We start from the raw sequence: 22,472 nt of genomic DNA, 5'->3' as shown, positions 1-22,472 counted from the left end.
TCCGGCCTGGCGTCGGGCGCTGCGGCGGCGCTGGGGGCCGGTCATCGGTCCAGCAATCCGGCCGTGCGCAGATCGGCGATGAGCGATTCGATCTGCGGACCGTCGGCGGGTACCTGCGGGAGGCGTGGGTCCCCGACGTCGAGTCCGAGGATGCGCAACGACGCCTTGACCATGGTCACCCCTCCCAGCCGTCCCATCGCGTTGACGAGCGGGAGCATGGTGATGTTGATCGATCTGGCGGTCTGCAGATCACCCTTCTCCACGGCGATCTGCATGTCGCGCAAGCGATCTGCGACGAGATGGCCGATCACGCTGACGAAGCCGGTCGCGCCGATCGACAGCCACGGCAAATTGAGCGCGTCCTCACCCGAGAGGTACTCGAGGTCGGTGGAGGCGATCAGTCCCGCGGCCGAATGCAGATCACCCTTGGCGTCCTTGACGCCCTTGATCCGGGGGTGTTCGGCGAGTGCGAGCATCGTTTCGTTGGCGACCGGCACCACCGAGCGGGGCGGGATGTCGTAGATCAGGACGGGCAGGCTGGTCGCGTCCGCGACGGCGCGAAAATGCGCGAGCAGACCCGCTTGGGGCGGCTTCGAGTAGTACGGCGTGACGACGAGCAGACCATGCGCGCCGGCTTTCTCCGAGGCCTGCGCGAAGCGGATGCTCTCTGCGGTGTCGTAGCTACCCGCGCCCTGGGTGATGCGGGCGCGGTCGCCCACCGCGTCCAGAACGGTGCGCAGCAGCTCGATCTTCTCGTCGGGTGTGGTGGTCGGCGACTCACCGGTGGTGCCACTGACCACGAGTCCGTCACAACCCTTGCCGACCAGGTGGTCGGCCAGCTCGGCGGCCTTGTCCAGATCGAGCGAACCGTCGGGACGGAAAGGGGTGACCATCGCCACGACGTTGGTCCCGAACGGGTGCGCCTGTGGCTGCGACTCGGTTGCGCTCATGGTGGTCAAGATTACCGGGGCGCCGTGGCCCGCGGCCAATGGGCACTACGTGTCGCAGAAAGGCACGCCACCAGCACTTTGTGGGCCGCCGGTGCTGTACGGGAGGACCTCAGCCCTCGAGCACGAACGGTGAGGTCGCGACCTCGGTGCCGTCGGCGAGCGTGCCGATCTCGAAGTCACCGAAGACCGTCGGCGCGACCTGCATCAACTGGCGCAGGCATTCGACGGCGAGCTGGCGGATCTCGACGTCGGCGTGCTCGGTGGCGCGCATCCCGACGAAGTGGCGCCACGCACGATAGTTGCCGGTGACGACGATCTTGGTTTCGGTGGCGTTGGGCAATACCGACCGCGCGGCCTGCCGGGCCTGTTTCCGACGCAGGATCGCATTGGGCACGTCGGCGAACTTGGCCTCGAGTGCGGCGAGGAGTTCGGTGTAGGCGGCGCGGCTGGCGTCGGTGGCCTCGATGAACAAGCGCTCCAGTTCCGCATCGCCGCTGATGGCCGGGGGTGCCAACACGTTCGAGTCGTGCTCGGGGACGAACCGCTGGGACAGTTGGGAGTACGAGAAGTGCCGATGGCGGATGAGTTCGTGGGTGCACGACCGGGAGATGCCGGTGATGTAGAAGGTCACCGTGGCGTGCTCGAGCAGCGAGAGGTGCCCGACCTCGAGGATGTGGCGCAGGTAGCCGGCATTGGTCGCGGTCCGCGGATTCGGTTTGTCCCAGCTCTGGTAGCAGGCTCGACCGGCAAACTCGACCAGGGCCTCGCCGCCGTCGGCGTCGGTGGTCCAGGGCACGTCCGACGGCGCGGTGAACTCGGTGGCGGCCACCATCTGCACCCGCAACGGAACCATCTCGGACACGTCGCCTCCTCTCCACACGACTCGCGCCGTCATCGCCTCTCCCCCGGCAGGAGGGGAACGCAGTCATCGATTCTCCCACCGGCGCCCTCGGCGATTCCGCGCACCCCGTACCGGACTCACACCCCGCACGCGAGACGGCCAAGCCGGTGAGCAGCAGGTGAATTCTCGACGTCGCGTCGGTGTCATCGCCGCATCGACCAGCGCCGACGCGAGCGCCACGCGGCATCGACCGTGGCGATATGTCGGATATGCCGCACAATGATGCCCCGTGACGCAGACCCCCGTGACGCAGACCCCCGCGAACCCGACTGCCGCCAACCCGACTCTCGCGAACCCTTCTGTCGCGAACCCCTCTGGGCCGCTCGGGCGACGACGACTCCTGCAGACCGGTGCCGCGCTGTGCGTGGCGAGCCCCCTCGCGGGCCCGTGGGCAACGCACGCGGTCGCCGCCCCGGTGACCACGCCGGCGGCGTCGGCCGTCTTCGCCCACGGCGTCGCCTCGGGTGATCCGCTGCCGGACCGGGTCATCCTGTGGACCCGGATCACCGCGACCTCCGACGCGCTGCCGGGCTCGGGACGCGGCGCAGGTTCGACCGTGCGGTGGGAGATCGCCCACGACGAGCGGTTCGCGACCGTCGCCGCGTCGGGATCGGTGAACGCCCTCGCCGAGCGCGACTTCACCGTCAAGGTCGATGCAGCAGGCCTCACGCCTGCCACCGAGTACCACTACCGGTTTCGGGTGACCTCCGGTCCGGCCACCGGGGCGGTGTCGCCGGTGGGCCGCACCCGCACCGCACCGCCATCCGACGCCGATGTGTCGCGGGTGCGCTTCGGGGTGGTCTCGTGCGCGAATTGGGAGGCCGGGTACTTCGGCGCGTACCGGCATCTGCGCTCCCACCAAGACCTGCACGCCATCGTCGCGCTCGGTGACTATCTCTACGAGTACGGCACCGGTGAGTACACCGGCAAAACCGGTGCGGTGCGCACACATTCACCGCGGCACGAGATCGTCACCCTCGCCGATTACCGAATCCGCCACGCGCAGTACAAGACCGACCCGGACCTCGCGGAGCTCCATCGTGTTCTGCCCTGGATCTGCACCTGGGACGATCACGAATCCGCCAACGACGCGTGGGCCGAGGGCGCCGAGAACCACTCGCCCGACGAGGGCGCGTGGGCGACGCGTAAGGCCGCCGCCGAACGCGCGTACCACGAGTGGATGCCGGTACGCGCAGCCGCTGACGACTCGGGCACCCACCTCTATCGCCGGTTGCGCTTCGGCCGGTTGCTCGAACTGTCGATGCTCGACCTGCGCACCTACCGCGACCGGCAGGTGTCGATGTCGTCGAATCGCATCGACGACCCGGCCCGGTCCATCACCGGAGCCGCCCAGATGCGTTGGCTCACCGACGGTCTCGCGTCCTCGGCGGCGCGATGGAAGATCGTGGGCAATCCCGTGATGATCGCACCGGTGTTGCTGCCTCCGCTCGACACACGCACCACCGCCGCCCTCACCGAATCCCTCGGGCTGCCCGCCGAGGGATTGCCCTACAATCCCGATCAGTGGGACGGCTACACCGCCGATCGTCGGCGCCTGCTCGACTCGATCCGGTCGAACAAGGTGACCAACGTGGTCTTCATCACCGGCGACATCCACTCGTCATGGGCGTGTGACATCCCGGTCGATGCCGCCGACTATCCGGGAAGCGGTTCGGTGGCAACCGAACTCGTCGTCACCTCGGTCACCTCCAGCAACATCGACGACATCCTCGGCGTACCCGAGCACACCGCGGGTGCCGCGGTCTCGCCGGCACTGATGGCGGCCAACCGGCACGTCCGGTGGAACGACTTCGACGCCCACGGATATGCCGTGCTGACCGTGACGCCGTCTGCGGCACAGATGGACTGGTGGTTCGTCACCGACAAGACCGATGCGCGGACCGGTCGGTATCACGGCCGCTCGTACCGGGTGACCGCCGGATCACCACGCGTGCAACCGGCCGCGTCGCCCCTGGACTGAGTCCCCTCGATTCGTGTCCCGATCGGGGTCGGTGGCTCAGTTGTCGAGCAGCGCAACCAGTTTGGCGTGGGTGTCCTCCCAGCCCTCGACCGCGACGGAGGTGATGCCGATGTCCTGGACGGGGCGGTCGTTGCCACCCTCGTCGAGCCGATCCCCGAAGAACAGGATGTCGTCGAGGCCCAGGTCGAGCATCTCCATGAGTTTGCGTGCGCCGTAGGCCTTGTCGATGCCCTTGCGGGTCACGTCCACCGATGTCGACCCGCCGCTGCGGACCTCCAGATCCGGAAGTCGTTCGGCGGCATAGGCCCGCAGCGATTCCTTCTTCGCGCCGTCGGGGTCCCAGGCTTTCTTGGCGTCCACCGGCGCCGACTGTCCCAGCGCCGAGTAGGTGATCTGGCTGCCGCGGTCCTCCAGGATCGGGCCCCAGGTCTCGGTCTCCCAGAGCCCGAGTTCCTTCGCGCCGGTCTCCAGGGCGTCGAGGGTGCGCTGTTTCTCGTCGTCGGTGAGGTCCTCGGCGTACACGGTCTCCCACTGTCCGGCGGAGTACCGGACGTACTGGGTGCCGCAGGTGGGCATCAGGTGCAGGTTGGCGACTTCCTCGACGCCACCGATCCGGTCGAGGACCTGGGCGCGGAACTGCTCGTAGCGCCCCCCGGAGATGATGCACACCAGTGACCGCTGCAGCAGCCGCCGCAACACCTCGACCATCGCATCGTCGAGCGGACTCTTCGACGGCGCGAGCGTGTCGTCGAGGTCGAACATCACCAGCGCATAGTCGTGATCGCCGAAGGTCACCGTCATCGTCGTGTCTCACCTCTGTTGTGTGGATGTATTCGCGTGGTCGGTGCACAAGCATGTCATCGCTGACCGGCTGCCGCCATTCCGCCTCACGCGGCGGTCTCGACGATGTCGGCCGTGCGTGCGGTGGCGTCGGAGTGCTCGGTCAGTCGTGCCGCGAACCGGGCCGCGCGATCGACGGTCTCGGGGCGCAGGATGGCGCGGAGAGCATCGGTCAGCGAATCGGCGTCGAGGTCGGCGAACGGGAGGTGCCCGCCCACCCCGAGCCGGGTCACCTGCCCACCCCACATCGGCTGGTCGAACGACACCGAACAGATCAGTGTCGGAATGCCCGCGCGCAGACTCTCGAAGGTCGTGCCGATCCCCCCGTGATGCACCGCTGCCGCACATCGGGGAAAGATCAGATCGTGTGCAAGCGCACCGGTGACCATCACGTCGCTGTCGGCGACGCCGCGAGAGCCCGGATCGAGATCACTCCACCCCGCGCTGACGAGGATGCGCACGCCGAGCCGTGCGGCGACCGTCCGCATCATGGCGACGGTGGCCGATGCGTCACGGATCGGCATGCTGCCGAAGCCGCAGTACACCGGCCGGCTCCCGGCCCCGATCCACTTGGTCACCTCGGCATGGTCACCGTCGAGGTCGCCGACCGCGGCACGTGTGTCGGGTTCCAGCGGCAGGAACCCGACGAGCGGTCGTCGGTGCCCCCATTCCTCGGCCAGGCCGGGCACCAGTGCGCGATCGTAGATCTGGATCTCCGGAATCCCTCGGCGAGCACACATCTGGGCGGGAATCGCCAGACTCCGACGTAGCCCCAATTCCGCGCGCAACGCAGTCAGGTATCGCAGGAAGACGAGCCGACGGACGTTGTCGGCGAGCAGCCATGTCGCGCGATTCACCGCCGCGGGCGGTGTCATCGTCGGTGGCAGCGCGCCCGGGAACGGATAGCTGCGGCTCGGCCGCCCCGGGAATCCGTGCATCGTCACCATCGGGATGCCGAAGGCCTCGGTCACCGACGCCGCACGATCCTCGGTCAGCAGCGTCGCGACCACCACGTCGGCACCGCGACAGACCTCGATCACCTCCGTGTTCATCCGAGACGCATAGTCGGCCATCTGCGCACCGACCAGTCGCATCAATGCCAGGCTGCTGCCCGCGGCCAACGCCCGTTGACCCTCATCGGAGGAATACAGTTGTGCCACATCGGGTCCGCAACTCACCGCGTCGAGACCGGCACGACGGGTGAAGTCGAGGAGATTCGGTGGCGCACCGACGAGGACGTCATGCCCGCGCCGGCGCAGTTCCACGCCCAGCGCCACGGCCGGCTGGACGTCTCCGCGTGTTCCCGTCAACGGGATCGCGATCCTCATGTGACTCCTTTCGATTGCGGTGTGGATTACCCTGCAGACAATGCGACCCGACAGTGCGACGCCCGAGCCCGGCGAGCCGACGGCGCCCGAGCCCGGCGAGCCGACGGCGCCCGAGCCCGGCGAGCCAACGGCGCCCGAGCCCGGCGAGCCAACGGCGCCTGAGCCCGGCGGTATGCCCCACGACCGGCTGCACATCGCCATGTTCACCGACTTCCCGCCGGGATCGCTCGGTGGCATCTCGACCGCGGTGGACGACCAGCGTCGGGCACTCGAACGCCTCGGCCATCGGGTGACCGTGTTCGCTCCTGCGCCGACCGATCCGGAGGCCGCCGTGCCCACCTGGCTCGTGCCCGTCCCCGCACCGCGGGCGCTGTCGGTCAACGGATTTCCGTTCGTCGTACCCACCCGCGGAGTCCTCGCGGCGGTCGAGAATGAACTGATCCGACGCGCCCCGATCGACGTCGTGCACGTGCACACCACCTATGGCGTTGCGATCCTCGGCGCCAAAATCGCCCGGCGGCACCACATTCCGCTCGTCCAGACGATGCACAGTCGCGACGACGTGTTCGTCGAACGCACCTCTCCCGCGCCCTGGGCGTCCGCGGTGGGAATGCGAATCCTGCACCGTTGCTTCGTCTCCCCCCGCCTGTTGACCCACGGCGGAGGGGTCGCGCGGGTTGCCGAGTCCCGCACCGCACGGCAGGTGTGGCACATGATGCTTGCGCAGGCGCGTACCGCCGACGTGGTGATCGCACCGACCCAGCACTTCGCCGACCGATTGCGCCGCCATGGTCTCTCGGGTGACATCCGGGTCGTCTCCGGCGGTGTCGACGACGATCTCCTGGCCACACTGCCGCAACGGTCGACTCACAGCCACGACGATCCGCTCAGATTGCTGTGGTGCGGCCGGATCTCCGCGGAGAAGCGTCCGATGGTGGCCGTCGAGGCGGTCGCGTCGACCCCGGGATGCACCCTCGACATCCTGGGCAGCGGCGATCAGGAGCACCACATCCGTACCCTCGTCGACGAATTCGGGCTGCGACAACGTATTCGGTTGCTCGGTTCGACCGACCGGGCCGGAGTACTGGCCGCGATGGCCGACGCCGACGCGCTGTTGTTCACCTCGGCCGGTTTCGACACCCAGGGACTGGTCCTGCTCGAGGCCGCCGCTGCCGGTCTCCCGGTGATCTACTGCGATCCCGACCTCGACGAGACGGTGCCCACCGGCGGCGGGCTGCGCGCCGCCGATCCGTCGGCCGATTCCGTCGCCGCGGTCATCGCAGCGGTGATCGCCGACCCGGAACGACTCGCTGCTCCACGAGATGCGTTGTCCGACAAGGCAGTCCCCCAGTCCCGCATGACCCGGCAGACCATCGGGATCTACCGGGAACTCGTCGGTACCGAGCGACTGCGCCGAGGAAGTATGCCTGTGCGGCCCGAGGACGCCCCGAGCGCGCCCGGGCGCGTACCCGGGCTCGGCCACAGCGTCGTCGCCCTGCGACAGGGACTGTATTTCATCGTCGGCCTGGGCCGTATCGGCCCGGTGGTGCGCGTGGACCTCGGGACCCGGCCCGCCTATCTGGTCACGACTCCGGAACTGATCCGGCAGATCGGTTTTCGGACCGCAGGCGAGTTCCACCGCGCAGATCTGCAGGAGGCGATGCACGAGGCGATCCGGGAGGCCTCCAATGTCCTCAGTGGCCGACGCCACGAGATGCGCAGGCGTCAGATGGCACCGGCGTTGCGGGCGCGTCGGCTGGCGCGGTATGCGGTCACCACGGCCGCCATCGCCGACGACTGGTCGCGCGGTCTGCCCTATGAGCGTCCGGTGGACCTGCGGACCGAGGCGCACGGTCTGATCCTGCAGACCGTCACCTCGACGCTGTTTCGTGCCGACTTCGGCGCCGACGCGCTCGATCGGGTTCGCGAAACCGTGCCCTGGTTGCTCGGCGAGGTGATCATCCGCGGCGCACTGCCCGCCCCCGTCCGCCGGATGCGGATGCACGCGAACCGGCGTTTCGCGCGGGATTCGGCGATGCTGCGCGAGGCCATCGGCGCCGTCGTTCGCCGCTACCGAAGCCAAGGCGTCGATCACGGCGACGTCCTGTCGGTCCTCGTCGGACACACCGACGAGGACACCGGAATCGGCCTGTCCGACGACGAGATCATCGACGAACTGCTGCTGATGGTGGCCGCCGGCGTCGGTTCGACGGCATCGATCCTGGCCTGGGTGTGGTACGAGGTCGCCCGCAACCCGCACGTGAGTTCCCTTGTTGCACAAGAGGTCGAACGCGTCGTCGGCGAGGGACCGGTACACCCCGACCACCTCGAACAGCTCACCTACCTGCGTCGGGTCGTGGCCGAGACACTGCGGATGTGGGGGCCGTGGATCAGCAGTCAGACCGCCGACGGGCCGGTGACCCTCGGCGACGACGAGACCGGTCGACTCACCCTGCCGGACGGTTCGACGGTGATCTACAGCCCGTACCTCGTCCTGCACGACCCACGGTTCTACACCGATCCGGAGACCTTCGACCCGGACCGATGGCAGCCGGACCGAGCCGAGTATCTCGACCGGAAAGCCGATCTTGCCTTCGGTGTGGGAGAACGCCATTGCCCGGGAAACACGTTCGCGATCTCGACGATCCTGTTGTGCTCGGCAGCCCTGTACTCGCGCTGGATCGTCCGGCCGGCCGGACGCCGCCGGGTCAGGCCATCGACCACCGATTTCGTCGCCGCCCCCTCGCAGGTCCGGGTGCGCCTCGAGCCGAGGCGATGAGCGAGCGCTGGTCATCGGTGAGTCACCTCATCCCGTCGGGGTGGCCAGCGCCGCGCCGATGACCGCGAGGTAGACGGTCAGGACGTACACCGCGGCGGGTACGGGCGGATATCCGTCGTGGCGCGAACGCAGCCACACCACCGCGGCCCCGACCGGGACGACGGCGAGAACCACTGCCGCCCAACCGAAAAGGGCGCCGACGCCATCGAATCGCCACGGCGTCCAGATGGCCAGGACCGCGACGGTCGTCAGGGCGACGAAGCCCATCGAGACACCGACCGCGCCGGCGGCACCGAGCGGATTCGAGTAGTACATCTCACCTGGTCGCGGCCGGCGAGATATTTTCCGCGCGAACTCGAACTGCAGGAACGACCCGGCCATCAGCACCGCGACCCACGCCGTCGACCATGCTGCGTCCACCTGTCCGGTGTCGACCGCCGAGGCGATCACATACGCCGCCAACACCAGTTGCACCGGGTAGGTGACGGCGAGATTGCCGAGCACCGACCGCCGCAGCGCAGGCCACACCGTCTCGGCGGCCCACAGACCGAGGCCGTAGGCGAGCACCGCTGCGATCGCGATCGCCGAGCCCACACCCGCCGTCCCGGACAGCACCACCACGACCACCCCGAGCACGAGCATCGCAACGCGCAGGTCGGTGGCGGTGACCGCACCGGTCACCAGCGGCCGGTCCGGGTGGTACACACGGTCGTAGTCGAGGTCCTTCTGTTCGTCGACCATCCGCAGGAACAGCAGAACGAGCACCACGACCACCACGCGCACGACCGTTGCCGCTCCGGGCTCCCAACGCACACCGCTGAGCCGGGCCGCAGTCCCTTCGGCCGCGAGCACCCACAGGACCCCGAAGAGCAGATATTGCGGCTTGAACATCACCGCGGTGAATCGGGCGATGCGCGCAACCGAGACCGACGACGCCCGAAGGGTTTCGGTCACCATCACGTCCCGATCACCACACCCAGCCGGACCTCGGCGCACGCGGTGCCGCCCTGCTCGATCGTCACCAGCACCGAGATTGCCGCTCCGGGGTCGGCCGGGTCGTGCCCATGATCTGTACATGCATGGTCTGTACGTGCGATGCACCTCGCCGGCCGATCGAGTTCGACGAACCGGCCGAACGAACTCCGGACCGCCGCGATCCGCACGTCCGTACCGACATGAGCAAGCGCGATCTGTCGCGCCGCTTCCAGCAGCAGGGTGCCCGGCACGTGGTCGAGTTCGTGATCGAACAAGCCCGGGTGGGCGGTGTCGACGACGAGTTCGCCCCGCGTCTCGTGGCCATCCCGCGCGCACACCCCGACCACGACGTTGCGCGGGTCGAAGCGGCCGACGACGTGTGGATGTGCCGGCTCGGCCACGTGGACGCGCCCGCGTTCCGCACCGCCGCGCGCCTGCGCGCGCAGGGCCGACCACTGCGCACGGGTCGTCCAGGAGAACGACCCGTCCACGGTCATCAGTGGCGCACCGTCGGCCGAGATCGCCAGCACCATGTCAAGTCCGATCAGCCGGTCGGCGACGACATGGCGGGCACCGATGCCGACGGCGATGTCGACGTCTGCGGGCCGGGATCCCGGCCGCCACGCCCCGTCGGCGAGGGGTGCGTCGGCGACGCCGTTGAAGGTACGGACCAGGAAGGCGCTGTCGAGCGGCACGTCGAAGAACTGGTGGGTCACCGCGATCGCGGCCTGCCGCGCGGTTTCCATCACCAACAACGGGTCGTGCCGACCCGCCTGCGGCCCACGGTGATCCCCGAAGTAGGCGTGCATCCGCGGAAGCTGCGCACCGACGCGGAATTCGTCGTCGCCGAGATCCGGCTGCGCGCGCGACAACGACGTGACGAACACCTCCGAGACGGAACACCGATGAACGAGTTCGCGCGGAATCGTCTGACTGTGGAAGGTAGGCGCCACGGTGAGATGGTCCGGGGTCGGTGTCATATGGGTGGTCATCTGCACTCCCGTCGGGTCGGGTCGGATGTCATGGGCAGAACGTGGGAGCCGAGCACGATCACCGACCACGGGTCCAGGTCGATCCCGTTCGCCCTGGCGCTGCGCAGCATGTCGGCACAGACCCGGTCATCGGTGAGGTCGGGCCACGGGGACGCGGGGCGTGCAGCAGCAGCAGCATTCATCTGGGCGGCGACCCGCTCGGCGGCCACTGCCCGCCCGAACTCACGCACCGGTGTCTGCGAATACAGTTCCCCAGCCAACGCCGCCACCCGCTCGGCGACGCCGACACCACCGTCGATCACATCCTGCAGGCAGGCCTCGCGACCGGATTCGTCGAGCATGATCGCCCATTCCCGCAACACCTCGACCGGGGTATCGGGGGTGTGCACGAGGTTCAGCAGGTAGCTGCGGTGCCCGAGCGCATGCCGCAGCTCACCCGGAGCACCCGCCGTCGGATCGGTGGGACCCTTCTCCCGCGTCAGCCGCACCGTCGCCGATTCTCCGCCGACAGCGCCCGCAGAAACGCCGACAGCGCCGTCCGCGGCACCGACAGCGCTGTGGTCGTCGGTGACGAGAAGGACCATGGAGTCGCACATCTCGACCAGGAGGTCGGCCAGTCGGCGACGCTCGACCGACGCCCGCGCCCACGAGGTCTGCCACAACGCCCTCGCGAGGTGGCGTCCCGACTCGACCCGTGCGGCGTGCAGGATTCGCCACCGATGCGCGGCCAGCCAATCGAGCGTCGGCGCGACGCCACGGGCCACCACGGCGTCGGGTTTGAGGAGCAGCAGTGAGCATCGGGTGGCAAACCAGTCTGCCTCCACACCCATCCGATCGAGATGCTCGATCGCCTCGAGCACGTAGGTGTCGCCGAGGTGGGTCGACAGGTCGGCGCCGTCGACGCCGATCCGGGTGAGCAGATCGGCGGTCATGGGGGTCGTCGCGTGGTGCGCGCGTTCGGTCTTCACGGTCATCGAGCACCACCGAGGCCGGCGAGGACGGTCTCCACGTCTGGCAGTGGCGCACCGAGGTAGCCGATGTCGAGGCAATGGTCGAGAAGCAATCGCAAGTAGTCGGGTCCACATTCCGGTGCCGGCCGCCCCAGGACAGTCTCGGCGATGCCGGTCGAAAAGGTCTGCCGCCGTTGGAAGTAGCTGGTGTAGAGCGAGCCGACCCGGCGGAAGTACTCGCGTTCGATCACCTCGAGCGCATCGGGATCGAAGGTGGCATCCGGGACAAAGGTGGCCACATGGAAGGAGGGATACTCGGCCAGGACGTCGGAGAGCTCCCGCAGGGTCACCGGCCGAGAGCTCAACGCGTGCAGTACCTTTCCGTCGAGATCGGCGGCGTGGCACGTGGCGGCGGTGACGATGTCGGCGACGTGATCGACCGGCGCGAGCGACAGTGTGGCGTCGTAGCGTCCCGGCAGCGTGCGCAGTTTGCCCTCGACCATGAGTTTGACGACGGTGTAGAGGTTCTTGTGGTCCCGGATGGCACCGTCGGTACTCACGCCGGTCACGATCCCGGGCCGGACCGTCACCGCGCGCAACCCATCGGCGCGGGCCCGTTCGACGAGCTTCTCGGCATCGAATTTGCTCTTCTCGTAGCGGGTTCCGAACACCTGACCGACGTCGAGCTCGTCCTCGGCGATCGTGCCGCCCCGCATGCCGCAGACATAGGCGGTCGACACGTGCACCAACGGGACGTCCCAGGCGCGGGCAAGGTCGACGGCGTGCGCGGTGCCACCCACATTGAGTTGCGCGTAGTCCTCGTCGGCGGCATCGAAGGCGGTGGTCGCCGCGCAGTGCACGATCGTCGATACCCGACCGGCCAGCGAATCGGCCCGGGCGGTCACCGCGGGACCGAATCCACCGAGTCGCACGTCACCGGTGATCGTGTCGGAAATGGTCACGGGTGCACCGTCGTTGGCGATCAGTGAGTCGTTGCGATGGGTCACGCCGATCACCGGCCGGCCCGACGCCTCGAGTCTGCGGCACACCTCGGTACCGACCAGGCCCGCAGCGCCGGTCACCAGGATGTGATCACGCCGGCGCCGATCATGTGACGGGGTCATCGGCCTTCTCCTCTACCGTCAGTGCTGATCCGGCGACTGTCGTCGGTGCTGATCCGGCGACTATCGTCGGTGCTGATCCGGCGACTATCGTCGGGGCTGATCCGGCGACTATCGTCGGGGCCGATCTGGCGGCGGATGAGGGCCTCGACATCGCCTACCCGGCGCACGCCGGCGAGTTCGGCGGGCGGTAGGGGCGGCAGGCCGAACGCTCTCTCCAGGGCGATGGTGAGCTCGATGAGCCGGACGGATTCGTATCCGAGGTCCTCGCGGAGGCGATCGGTTGCCGCCGGCGCATCCGCGGGCGGGTTCGGCGCCATCGCGACCACGATCCGTCGGACCTGGTGGTCCGGGCCCGCGTTGTGCTGCTCATCGACGCTCATCGGGCATCACCCCCGATCGGTGTGGACGGTGCCGGCGGGGCGTCGGCGACCGGATGTGGTTGTCCGCCTCCGCTGTTCATCAGGTCGGCGGCCTCGGCCAGCGGCAACCGAACCTCCAGGTGAGTGCCCAGGCGAACCCAGTCGTAGGCGATCTCGAGGGTGCGGCGCCATTGGTCGCGGGAGTCGAAGGAGGCCGGGAAGTCACTGCCGACGAGCGCCCGGACCGCGCCGAGGAGTCCGTCGAGTACCTCGAGTTCGGCGAGTCCGTCGCCGCCCGAGGACAAGATGTCGTCGAATCGGAAATGGGCGGCCCGCTCGATGACGGTGAGTGTCGAGGGTTCGATCATCGGGCTCGGCAGGATCCTGCGGAGCGTGGCTGCCGGAGTGACATCGGGAGGAAGAGGATGAACTCCCCACGCCGAGAGCACCATTCGGGCGATCATTGCGATCAGGCGTGGCGCTGCAACATCGGCCACACCGCCCTGCCCGCTCTTGAGGGCGCCGACGAGGTCCTCCCGCGCGTTCTCGGCGACGATGTTGGCCCAGGTGAGTTGTAGGCCGGCCGAGGCGAATCGCTCTGCGGGCAACGGCGAGAGCACGGCAACGCCCTCCCTCGGCGGGGCGACCGCCCCACCCAGTCCGACGATCGGACCGCTCGTGGCCGGCGGTGGTGTGTACGGTTCGGAGACCTCGCACATCGCGATCGCCGGCCGGATGGGCCCGGCGCCTGCCCAGTCCACTCCGACGACACCGAGTCGAAGGAACTCGGCAAGGTACTCCGCGACCGGGCGGTGCTCCGCCCGCCCGGCACGGTCACCGCGGTCGCAGATCTCGAGCACCGGACGACGGAATACCATCTGCCGCCACGCTTGTGCCGCGGGGTCGGAGAGCACGAAGACGTCCCGCACACCACGCACCACGTGCACACGCGAACCGATGGTCCACGTCGTCACACCGGGAACTCGTGCGAGCCGAAGCTGCCGCGCATCCGTCCACTCGTTCGCGTCGATTCCGATCTCCGCGAGCAGGTCGGTGGCCGCCACCCACCAGGAGCCGGTCGAGTCGGCGTCAGGCGTGGGCGGTGTCGTCGCAGCGGTCCACCGTTCGGTCATCCTCTCGTCGTCGATCCGATCGAGCTGTCGGGGAAGCCATTTGGTCTCCACGTAGGTTTCGCCGCGCTCGGCGCACCATGCCTTGGCCGCCTGAACGAGTGCATCACGCATCCACCCGATCGCTTCGTCGTCGGCACCGAGGGTCCGCAGAGTGGTGACGTGCCGCAGCACCGCCACCGCGCGATGGCGCCACCATCGCGCCATCACCTCACCGAAACGGCGGTGGTCGATGATCGCCCGCAGCTCGTCGAGGTCGACGAGGGCGCTCGTACGAATCGTGGTCGAGCGCAGGAATCGTTGACACCGGTTGAGTAGATCCTCGTCGAGCTCGGAGACGGTGCCGGTGGCCAGATGATCGGCGATCGTCTCCAAGTGGTGGCGCAGCTGGGCGAGCGAACGGGTGCGCACCTCGAGGCGGCGGCCGTCACCGAACAGGACCGTCGGCAGCGTCGGCAATTCTTCGTCGCCGCCCGCCACGACGAGGAAATCGACGTCGGAGCCTTCGTTGCCGAATCCCTCGGCGAGTGACCCCTCGAACACGATCGCACAGTTGTCGGGGACGACGACCGAGTCGAGTGCGGTATCGAGGAGTTGGGCCACGCGCTGCGCGGGCAGCGTCGGAACGGCCCGGTCGTCGGCGGTCTCCCGGGCCGACGCGACGGTGCTCGCAGAGGCGGCACTCGCGGTGCCGTCGACCTCATGCACCACGGCGTCGGTCATCTCCCCGGCGGTGAACATCTGCCACATGCGGCGCCGGCGCGGCTTTCCGCTCGAGGTGCGCCGGATCAGGCCGCGCCCGCCGGTGATGACGGTGACCGTCTGAGCGGGCCCGAGTTGCCCGCGAATGACGTTGCGGGCGTGGGAGATCCATTCTCCCGGCGCGGTCTCGGCGAACAGTGCGACGCCTTGCGACCCGGCATCGGTGATCGCCACCGCCGCCAGTTTGCCCTTGGTGATCCCGCATTCGACCGACACCGTCGATTCGACATCCTCCATGAACACCGAGCGGCCCCGCACCTTCAGGCTCGATCCCATCCGACCGAGGACATAGAGCTCTGCGTTGTGCAGGAATCCGGCATCGCCGGTGTGGAGCACACCGTCGGTGATGTGGGTCGAACCGGCCGGTGACCCGGCGAGATAGCCGCGGGCGACGGAGCCACCGCGGACCGTCACCTCACCGAGCACCCCGTCGGGCACCGGCCGACCGTCGTCGTCGACGACGGCGACCTCGGAGTCAGGGGTCGAACACCCCAGGCCGGCAATCCATCCCGATCCCGGATACTCGGCATCGACGTCGAACACCGCACATCTGCCCATGTCGACCGGCTCCCCGAACCGAAGTGGCGAGGCCGGCCGGAGCAGGGTGATCGGCCGGTCGCGCCTCGAGGAACTGACCATCAACGTCGATTCGGCGAGTCCGTAGGCCAGGGTGATCGCGGCCGGGTCGAAGCCCTGTGGGGCGACAAGGCGGCAAAAGGATTGCAGATCCGACAGTTCCACCGGCTCCGAACCGACCGCGAGGGTGCGCCATCCCGATAGGTCGAGACGGTCGATGTCGTCGGGGCGAATACGGTGGGCCAGGTAACCCAAGGAGAACGACGGGGACGGTGTGTGGCGGGCGATCTCCATCGCGCGCAGCCAGCGCGCCGGATCACGCACGAACTGGTCGGGTCGCATCAGGTACAGATCTTCCTGATTGGTGACCGTGGTGAGGAAGCCACCGACCAGTCCCATGTCGTGGTAGAGGGGAAGCCACGACGCCATCGGTTCGTCGGCACGCCAGCACAGCAGGTCGGTGATCATCGCGGTGTTGGTCGCGAGATTGGGCCAGGAGATCTCGACCCCGCGCGGTATGCCGGTGGATCCGGAGGTGAACTGCAGCAGAGCGAATTCGGTCGTCGGCGCGAGGTCGTCGAGCGGCGTGGCGTCCGAGCCGGCGGCGCCCACCTCCATGACCGGGACGTCGAGTCCCGCCGCGGACACGGCGTCGGTCACCAGTGGTGTGAGACCGGGTGCGGTCACGACGAGAGCGGGAGCGGCCTGGGCGAGGATGGCCGCGGCGTGCGCGGTGTACTCGTCGAGGTCGGCAAAGGTCGGCGGGGTGATCGGTGTGAAGACCGCGCCGCACGCCCAGACCGCGTAGAACGCTGCCGCGCAGGTGACATCGGTGGGCAGGATCACGCACACTCCGTCACCGGGGCGTACCGCGTGCTCGCGCATGGCACCGGCGATGCGTAACGCTCGCCCGGCGATGTCGGTGTAGGAGTGGAAGATCCACCCGCCGTCCTCATCGGCGAGGTGGATGCCCTTGTCCGGTGCGGGGTCGCGCAGCCATCCTCGGATGATCTCGGGTGCGTCGCGGCCGGTTCGATCACGCATGGTCGGGGGTCCTCTCGAGTCGCGCCCCGTCCGGGGTGGCGGTGGCCGACGATGGCGGGTCGTCGGGTGCGGTATCGGTCGATTGCGGCGCATCCGTCACGACCGTCACGGTTCCCGCGGTGCCGTCGACGCGTACGTGCATCCCGCTGCGCAGCAACGCCGTCGCGTCACGAAGTTGCACCACGGTCGGAATGCCGAGTTCGCGGGCGACGATGGCCACGTGGGTCAGCGGACTGCCGCGTTCGATGACCAGCGCCGAGGCGGACGGCAATGCGGCCACCCACCCGGGGTCGGTGCGATAGGCGACGAGAATGCCTCCGTCGACGCCGATCGGCTCGGTCACCACATGGGCGGTCGCCTCGGCGGTACCCGCACACGACGGTGTGCCCACGAGCACCGATCCCGCAGGCGCAGCAGCGATCTCGGCCACGGGCGTCCAGCCCTGCGCGGCAAGTGCCGCGTCGTCGAGATGCTGTCCGAGGGTCTCGAAGCGTTCCGGCGCGATCAGGGTCGAGTCGGCGTGGCGGGCCGCTCTGCGTGCGCACACCATGGCCGATACATCGTCGGGTGGGCCCGATTCGTAACATTCGCGGAGTTCGGTGACGGTCAGCTCGAAGACCTCGGTGAAGTCGCTGAGCACGCCGCGCTCGGCGAGATCGCGCCCCATCACGCGAATCAACCGTTTGACCATGCCGAAAGCCCTTGTGCGAGCGAATCGCAGACGCTCACGATGCGCGGCGCACCGGGACAGCTTGCCGCGCAGCGCGTCATATGTGCGCCGACGTAGTCCGTGTAGATGGGCATCGAGGTACTGCTGGGCCGACTCCGGCGGCGCGGTAGCGGAACGCGTGGCCGGATCCGAATGCATGGCCGGGTCGGGAGGTGCGGCCGATTCCGTGCCGCGCGCGAGTGCGCTGCGCAGCATGACGAACAACGACGACGGATCCTCACGCAGATCGGGGACCTCGAGCTTCAGTTCGTCGAGGCTCCGGTACCCGTAGCGCTGCAGGTAGTTCTCCACCGCTGCGGCGATCACATCGTGGCCGCCCTCGTGCAGGGCGCGGCGAATCGATGCGGGGTGGGTGGTGGTGACGAGTTCGCGGACGTCGGGGTCCGCGGACACCACTTCGGCGAGTGCGGTCATCGCCCGGGCCGGTTCGGCGGACTCGACATCGGCACCTGGTCCGACGACGGCGTAGAGGAACCATTCGGGTGCCCTGGGCAGGAAGATCTTGGTCAACAGATACATCGCACCGGTCAGGGTGAGCAGGATCGCGTCGAGAACCATCAGCGGGCCCCATCGGCGAACCAGATCGCCCTCCACCTCGCGGTAGGTGCGATAGGCCTGTTCACCGGTCATGGTGTCCACATCGAGGTTCTCGAAGCGGTCGTAGACGCGATAGAACTCCGTGAGGAAGTCCTCGACGAGGTCGTCGATGTCGCGCATCCGACGGAGGTACACCGCCGTGGTGACCGCTCGCACGACGAGCCGCCGGATCGGGTTGGCCAGGGAGTACGGCTTGAGCGTTCGCGCCAGGTCCTTGTCGAGTGGTTGGGCGACTCCGAGCGCGGCCTCGAGGACCTTGCGGTTGAGGGCGTGCCCCGGCGCGATGCCGACCATGCGGTACCAGTGGAGCAGGTTGTAATACACACGTCCGTGAAAACTGCCCAGCATCACCGGCGTCCAGGTGTCGATCTGGGCGAGGGCCGCCCGCGGCAGGCGCATCGATTCGGCGTAGCCGCGGTAGACGCGACCGTAGATGTCGGCGGCGGTGGTGTAGGTCAGGGGCGAGGTGATCCCGTTGAAGCTCTCGATGATGTTGGAGTTGTCCCAGATTCGCAGATCGTCGTCGGCCACGCACTCGCCCGCACCGCGGATCAGCCAGTCCGACGCCGGTCTCGACGAAGGCGCGGCGGTGGCCACGGTGGTGATCGGGCGGGCCTGCAGGAACCACAGGCCCCCACCGTCGAGGGCCCATTCGATGTCCTGGGGCGCGCCGATGGCCTCCTCGATCCGCTCGGCGTTCGCGACGAGTTCCTGTATCTGGCCGGTGGTCAGGGCCGCGCGTCGTCGGTCGGCGTCGTCGACGCCGATGGTCGCGATGCCACCGCCGGGCACGGTGACGACCCGGGAGTCCTTGTCCCCGATGGTCGTGGCGCGCACCGAGCCGTCGGCGTCGACGATGACGGTGTCGGCGTCGACGGCGCCGGAGACGAGTCCCTCCCCGAGTCCGTACACCGCGCTGACGACCATCTCGTCGCGGGCACCGGTCGTGGGGTTGGCGGTGAACACGACTCCACTGGTCAATGGATCGAGCTGTCGCTGCAGCACCACGGCGATCGCATCCGCTTCGCGGACCCCGTGTGCCCACCTGTAAGTGAGCACCCGCGGCGCGTACGCCGACGCCCAACATTGACGCACCCGGAGCGAGATATCCTGTGTTCCAGTGATATTGAGATATGTTTCGAACTGGCCGGCGTAGGAGAGGTCCGCGCCGTCCTCGGCCGCCACCGACGACCGCACCGCCACCGGTCCGCGGCCGAGTCGCGACCATGCCGCGTCGATCGTGTCGTCGATGTCGTCGGGCGTCGACGACGACAGGACGCGCTCGCGCAATTCTGCCGCGTACCGCTGGGCGGTGCGTTCATCCTCGGCCGAGTTCACCAGATGCCTCAGATCGGTGAGACCTGTTTCCTGCACATACTTTTCGAATAGATCAGCGCCGAGCACCACCCATTCCGGTACAGCCACGCCGACCTCGGCCAGCAATGCCAGCCCACGCGCTTTCCCGCCGGGGTCTCCGGCGACCATCTGCGTATCGCCCGGTCGATGCAATGCCGGTCGATGCGTTGGCGGCCGATCCCCTGCTGTCTGATCCGCTGCCGTCCGATCCAATGGCTCCACACCAGCTCCTCTGTCGGGTTGGGCCTGTCGTCACCCTGTGCCTGAACGGACGGCATCGCAACCCTGCGACGATCCGCACCAACTCATCAACGCTCGCGAATGAGTGCCACGAGCGACGTTTTTTCGCCGTCCTCGCCGATGAGCGCGACTTGTGGTGGTTATCGGGAACCCTGTCGAGGCGTTACTTTGCGCAGTTCTGGCTTGTCAGTCGAAGAGATGACGTAGCGTGTCGGCAAGGTCCCCGCGGGAACCGATCTCGACCGACTCCATCCCGAGCCAGTCGGCCAACACCTGCAGGTCGCGTCGCAATGCCGACGCGATCTCCGAAAGACGTTGCCCAGCCTCGGAAAATACTCCCGGAACCATCAGCACCCCGCGCTGCCGATCGGCCTTGAGATCGACGCGCGCCACGATCTCGTCGCCGAGCAGGTACGGGTGGACGTAATACCCGTGCACGCGTTTGTGTTCGGGAACGTAGATCTCGATTCGATAGTGAAAACCAAAGATTCGTTCGGTGCGAGGCCGGAAGAACACCAGCGGATCGAACGGGGACAGAATGGCTCCCCGTTCACGATTGGCTGTGCGAACCCGGGCGGGAACCGTTGCAGCGGTGTGGAGGTACGCACCATCGCGCCACCCGTCCACCGAAACCGGTTGCAGGACACCGGAGTCGATCAGGTCGGCGATAGCGGGCCGCACGTCTGCGGTCTTGAGCCGGTAGTAGTCGGCGAGGTCGGCGACGGTGGCCACCCCCAAGGCCGATGCTGCACGCCTCACGAGTTCGCGGTGCGCGTCGTCCCGCTCGACACGACGGTCCACTCGATCGGCGCCGACGACCCGCTCGGCAAGGTCGTAGTGACGTCCGAAGACGTCGTCGCGGGTCGCGGCGAACTCACCGGAGGCGAACATCGCCTCGCAGAGGTGTTTGACCTCACCGCGGTTCCACCAGCCGCCCGCGGCCTGTGGTGCGCGCTCGATTCCGAGGACTTCTTCGATCCGCCGCGGGGTCACCGGCCCGGCCTCGGCGATCACGGCGCGCACGTCGTCGGCGAGTTCACGGTTGCGACGCATGGTGTCTCGCGTGTGACGGTAGCGTCCGTCGCGGTACTCGGCCATCCGGAACCCGAACAGCGGCCAATCGTCGACGGGGATGAGCGCGGCCTCGTGCGCCCAGTATTCGGTCAACAAACGGCGCCCACGCCCGGGCCGCCAGGCGGCCCGATCGAGCAGTGCCTGATCGTAGGGGCCGAGCCGACTGAAAAGCGGCAGATAATGCGCCCGCACTGCGATGTTGACCGAATCCATCTGAAACAGCTTGGTGCGCGCCACGACTCGTTCGACAAGCCGCATGGTGACGGCACCAGTCGGCGGCCGGTCGGAAAATCCCTGTGCCGTCAGCGCGATGCGGCGGGCCTGAGCCGTGGTGAGGGCGGCGGCCACGTCAGGACGTGTGCCGCACGTAGTCGACGAACCGATAGAACGTCCCGGTGCTCGACTGCGCCCAGTCGGTCTCGGTCGTCGCGTGCCACCTCTCGTCGATCACCGGGGCGAACGCATCGGCACCGGTGACCAGCACGTCGATCTCGGTCACGCGCAGGTGCGTCGCGTAGTCCATTGCGGCCGTGTAGATCTCTCCGCCGCCCATCACCACCGCGTCGGAGCCGGCGAGCTGCAGCGCTTCGGTCACCGTGTGGACCACCTCGGCGCCTTCGGGGCGATAGGTCTGCGAGCGGGTGATCACGATGTTGCGCCGACCGGGCAGTGGCCGGAAACGCTCGGGCAGTGACTCCCAGGTCTTGCGTCCCATCACGACCGCGTGCGAGCCGGTGACCTCGCGAAACCGTGCCATGTCCTCGGGCACACGCCACGGAATGGTGTTGTCGCGGCCGATCGCGCCGACCCGATCCTGCGCCCAGATGAGTGTGATGCCGCCCATGAACCCAGGATAATGGCCACCTCCGACATTGCCGTTCGCGGCACCTCAGGCCACGACAGGTCAGACCGCCACCGGCGCCTTGATGCCGGGGTGCGACCGGTAGCCGACGACGGCGACATCGTCGAAGTCGTAGTCGAAGATCGAATCCGCTTTGCGCAACGCGAGTGTCGGGTATGGGTAGGGCTCCCGCGACAGCTGGCGGGTCACCTGCTCGACGTGGTTGTCATAGATGTGGCAGTCGCCGCCGGTCCAGACGAATTCGCCGACGTCGAGGTCGGCCTGCTGGGCCATCATGTGGGTCAGCAGGGCGTAGGACGCGATGTTGAACGGCACGCCGAGGAACAGGTCGGCGCTGCGCTGATACAGCTGGCACGAGAGCTTGCCGTCGGCGACGTAGAACTGGAAGAACGCGTGGCAGGGCGGTAGCGCCATCTGCGGGATCTCCCCGACGTTCCAGGCCGAGACGATGTTACGGCGCGAGTCCGGGTTGGTCCGCAGCATGTCCAGCGCGGCCGAGATCTGGTCGATGTGCTCCCCCGACGGTGTCGGCCAGCTGCGCCACTGGACTCCGTAGACAGGGCCGAGATCACCGTTGGCGTCGGCCCATTCATCCCAGATGCTGACCCCGCGGTCCTGCAGCCATCGCACGTTGGAGTCTCCGCGCAAGAACCAGAGCAACTCGTAGACGATCGACTTGAGATGCACCTTCTTGGTGGTGATCAGCGGGAATCCCGCGGCGAGGTCGTAGCGCAACTGATGGCCGAACAGGCTGCGCGTACCGGTTCCGGTGCGGTCGGCCTTGGGGGTGCCGGTGTCGAGCACCAACCGCAACAGGTCCTCGTACGGGGTGGGGATCGTGCCGGTCGGCGCGCTGCCGTGGATCGCCGTGCTCACGGGAGCCAGTGTAGGTGAACCCGGCATGGGTGAACCTGTCCCGGCG

The 22,472-nt window shown here is 68.1% G+C and carries 16 protein-coding genes; 2 read left to right on the top strand and 14 right to left on the bottom strand.

Going from position 1 to position 22,472, the window contains the following annotated elements; genetic code table 11:
• Positions 1-41: 41 nt before the first annotated feature.
• Positions 42-950 (bottom strand): 4-hydroxy-tetrahydrodipicolinate synthase, encoded by a 909-nt coding sequence (gene dapA / locus AC5ZH6_RS11100; protein WP_006371401.1) that lies wholly within the window; start codon positions 948-950, stop codon positions 42-44.
• A 109-nt stretch (positions 951-1,059) separates the two neighbouring features.
• On the bottom strand, positions 1,060-1,812 hold the full coding sequence (gene thyX, locus AC5ZH6_RS11095; protein ID WP_288335815.1) for an FAD-dependent thymidylate synthase: 753 nt from the start codon (positions 1,810-1,812) through the stop codon (positions 1,060-1,062).
• Positions 1,813-2,080: 268 nt separating this feature from the next.
• Between thyX and AC5ZH6_RS11090 the strand changes: the two genes are divergently transcribed.
• Complete coding sequence (locus tag AC5ZH6_RS11090; protein WP_288335814.1) at positions 2,081-3,832, top strand: alkaline phosphatase D family protein; 1,752 nt, start codon at positions 2,081-2,083, stop codon at positions 3,830-3,832.
• Between the two features lie 36 nt (positions 3,833-3,868).
• Here the strand turns inward: AC5ZH6_RS11090 and AC5ZH6_RS11085 are convergent, their stop codons facing one another.
• A complete protein-coding gene (locus AC5ZH6_RS11085) occupies positions 3,869-4,633 on the bottom strand; it encodes an HAD-IIB family hydrolase (protein WP_014359806.1) in 765 nt (254 codons plus the stop codon).
• Positions 4,634-4,719: 86 nt separating this feature from the next.
• Complete coding sequence (locus tag AC5ZH6_RS11080; RefSeq protein WP_211545134.1) at positions 4,720-6,000, bottom strand: glycosyltransferase; 1,281 nt, start codon at positions 5,998-6,000, stop codon at positions 4,720-4,722.
• 40 nt (positions 6,001-6,040) lie between these two features.
• Between AC5ZH6_RS11080 and AC5ZH6_RS11075 the strand changes: the two genes are divergently transcribed.
• Positions 6,041-8,779, top strand: coding sequence for a cytochrome P450 (locus tag AC5ZH6_RS11075; protein WP_288335812.1), 2,739 nt, complete (start codon positions 6,041-6,043; stop codon positions 8,777-8,779).
• 27 nt (positions 8,780-8,806) lie between these two features.
• Here the strand turns inward: AC5ZH6_RS11075 and AC5ZH6_RS11070 are convergent, their stop codons facing one another.
• The 10 genes from AC5ZH6_RS11070 to AC5ZH6_RS11025 form a co-directional block, all read right to left on the bottom strand.
• Entirely contained in the window at positions 8,807-9,736 is a 930-nt protein-coding gene (locus tag AC5ZH6_RS11070; protein WP_006371395.1) for a hypothetical protein, read from the bottom strand.
• Positions 9,736-10,746: a ScbA/BarX family gamma-butyrolactone biosynthesis protein gene (locus tag AC5ZH6_RS11065; RefSeq protein WP_288335811.1), complete on the bottom strand. Its 1,011-nt coding sequence runs from the start codon at positions 10,744-10,746 to the stop codon at positions 9,736-9,738. Before AC5ZH6_RS11065 ends, AC5ZH6_RS11070 begins: the two co-directional genes overlap by 1 nt.
• Entirely contained in the window at positions 10,743-11,720 is a 978-nt protein-coding gene (locus AC5ZH6_RS11060; RefSeq protein WP_288335810.1) for a nucleoside-diphosphate kinase, read from the bottom strand. The genes AC5ZH6_RS11065 and AC5ZH6_RS11060 overlap by 4 nt, the downstream gene beginning before the upstream one ends.
• Complete coding sequence (locus AC5ZH6_RS11055) at positions 11,717-12,820, bottom strand: SDR family oxidoreductase (RefSeq protein ID WP_006371392.1); 1,104 nt, start codon at positions 12,818-12,820, stop codon at positions 11,717-11,719. Before AC5ZH6_RS11055 ends, AC5ZH6_RS11060 begins: the two co-directional genes overlap by 4 nt.
• Positions 12,817-13,200: an acyl carrier protein gene (locus tag AC5ZH6_RS11050; RefSeq protein ID WP_288335809.1), complete on the bottom strand. Its 384-nt coding sequence runs from the start codon at positions 13,198-13,200 to the stop codon at positions 12,817-12,819. Before AC5ZH6_RS11050 ends, AC5ZH6_RS11055 begins: the two co-directional genes overlap by 4 nt.
• Positions 13,197-16,691, bottom strand: a complete 3,495-nt coding sequence (locus tag AC5ZH6_RS11045) for an AMP-binding protein (protein ID WP_288335807.1) — start codon at positions 16,689-16,691, stop codon at positions 13,197-13,199. Before AC5ZH6_RS11045 ends, AC5ZH6_RS11050 begins: the two co-directional genes overlap by 4 nt.
• Positions 16,684-19,596: a phosphoenolpyruvate synthase gene (locus AC5ZH6_RS11040; protein ID WP_288335805.1), complete on the bottom strand. Its 2,913-nt coding sequence runs from the start codon at positions 19,594-19,596 to the stop codon at positions 16,684-16,686. The genes AC5ZH6_RS11045 and AC5ZH6_RS11040 overlap by 8 nt, the downstream gene beginning before the upstream one ends.
• Before the next feature lie 204 nt (positions 19,597-19,800).
• A complete protein-coding gene (locus AC5ZH6_RS11035) occupies positions 19,801-21,036 on the bottom strand; it encodes a winged helix-turn-helix domain-containing protein (RefSeq protein ID WP_006371388.1) in 1,236 nt (411 codons plus the stop codon).
• Position 21,037: 1 nt separating this feature from the next.
• Positions 21,038-21,532 carry a dihydrofolate reductase gene (locus tag AC5ZH6_RS11030; protein WP_006371387.1) on the bottom strand — a complete coding sequence of 165 codons (495 nt, stop codon included), beginning with the start codon at positions 21,530-21,532 and terminating at the stop codon, positions 21,038-21,040.
• Positions 21,533-21,592: 60 nt separating this feature from the next.
• Positions 21,593-22,453 carry a thymidylate synthase gene (locus AC5ZH6_RS11025; RefSeq protein WP_006371386.1) on the bottom strand — a complete coding sequence of 287 codons (861 nt, stop codon included), beginning with the start codon at positions 22,451-22,453 and terminating at the stop codon, positions 21,593-21,595.
• Positions 22,454-22,472: the final 19 nt, after the last annotated feature.

This window comes from Gordonia sp. YC-XJ4, assembly GCF_059511865.1.
This window is presented reverse-complemented; position numbering and strand designations above follow the sequence as displayed.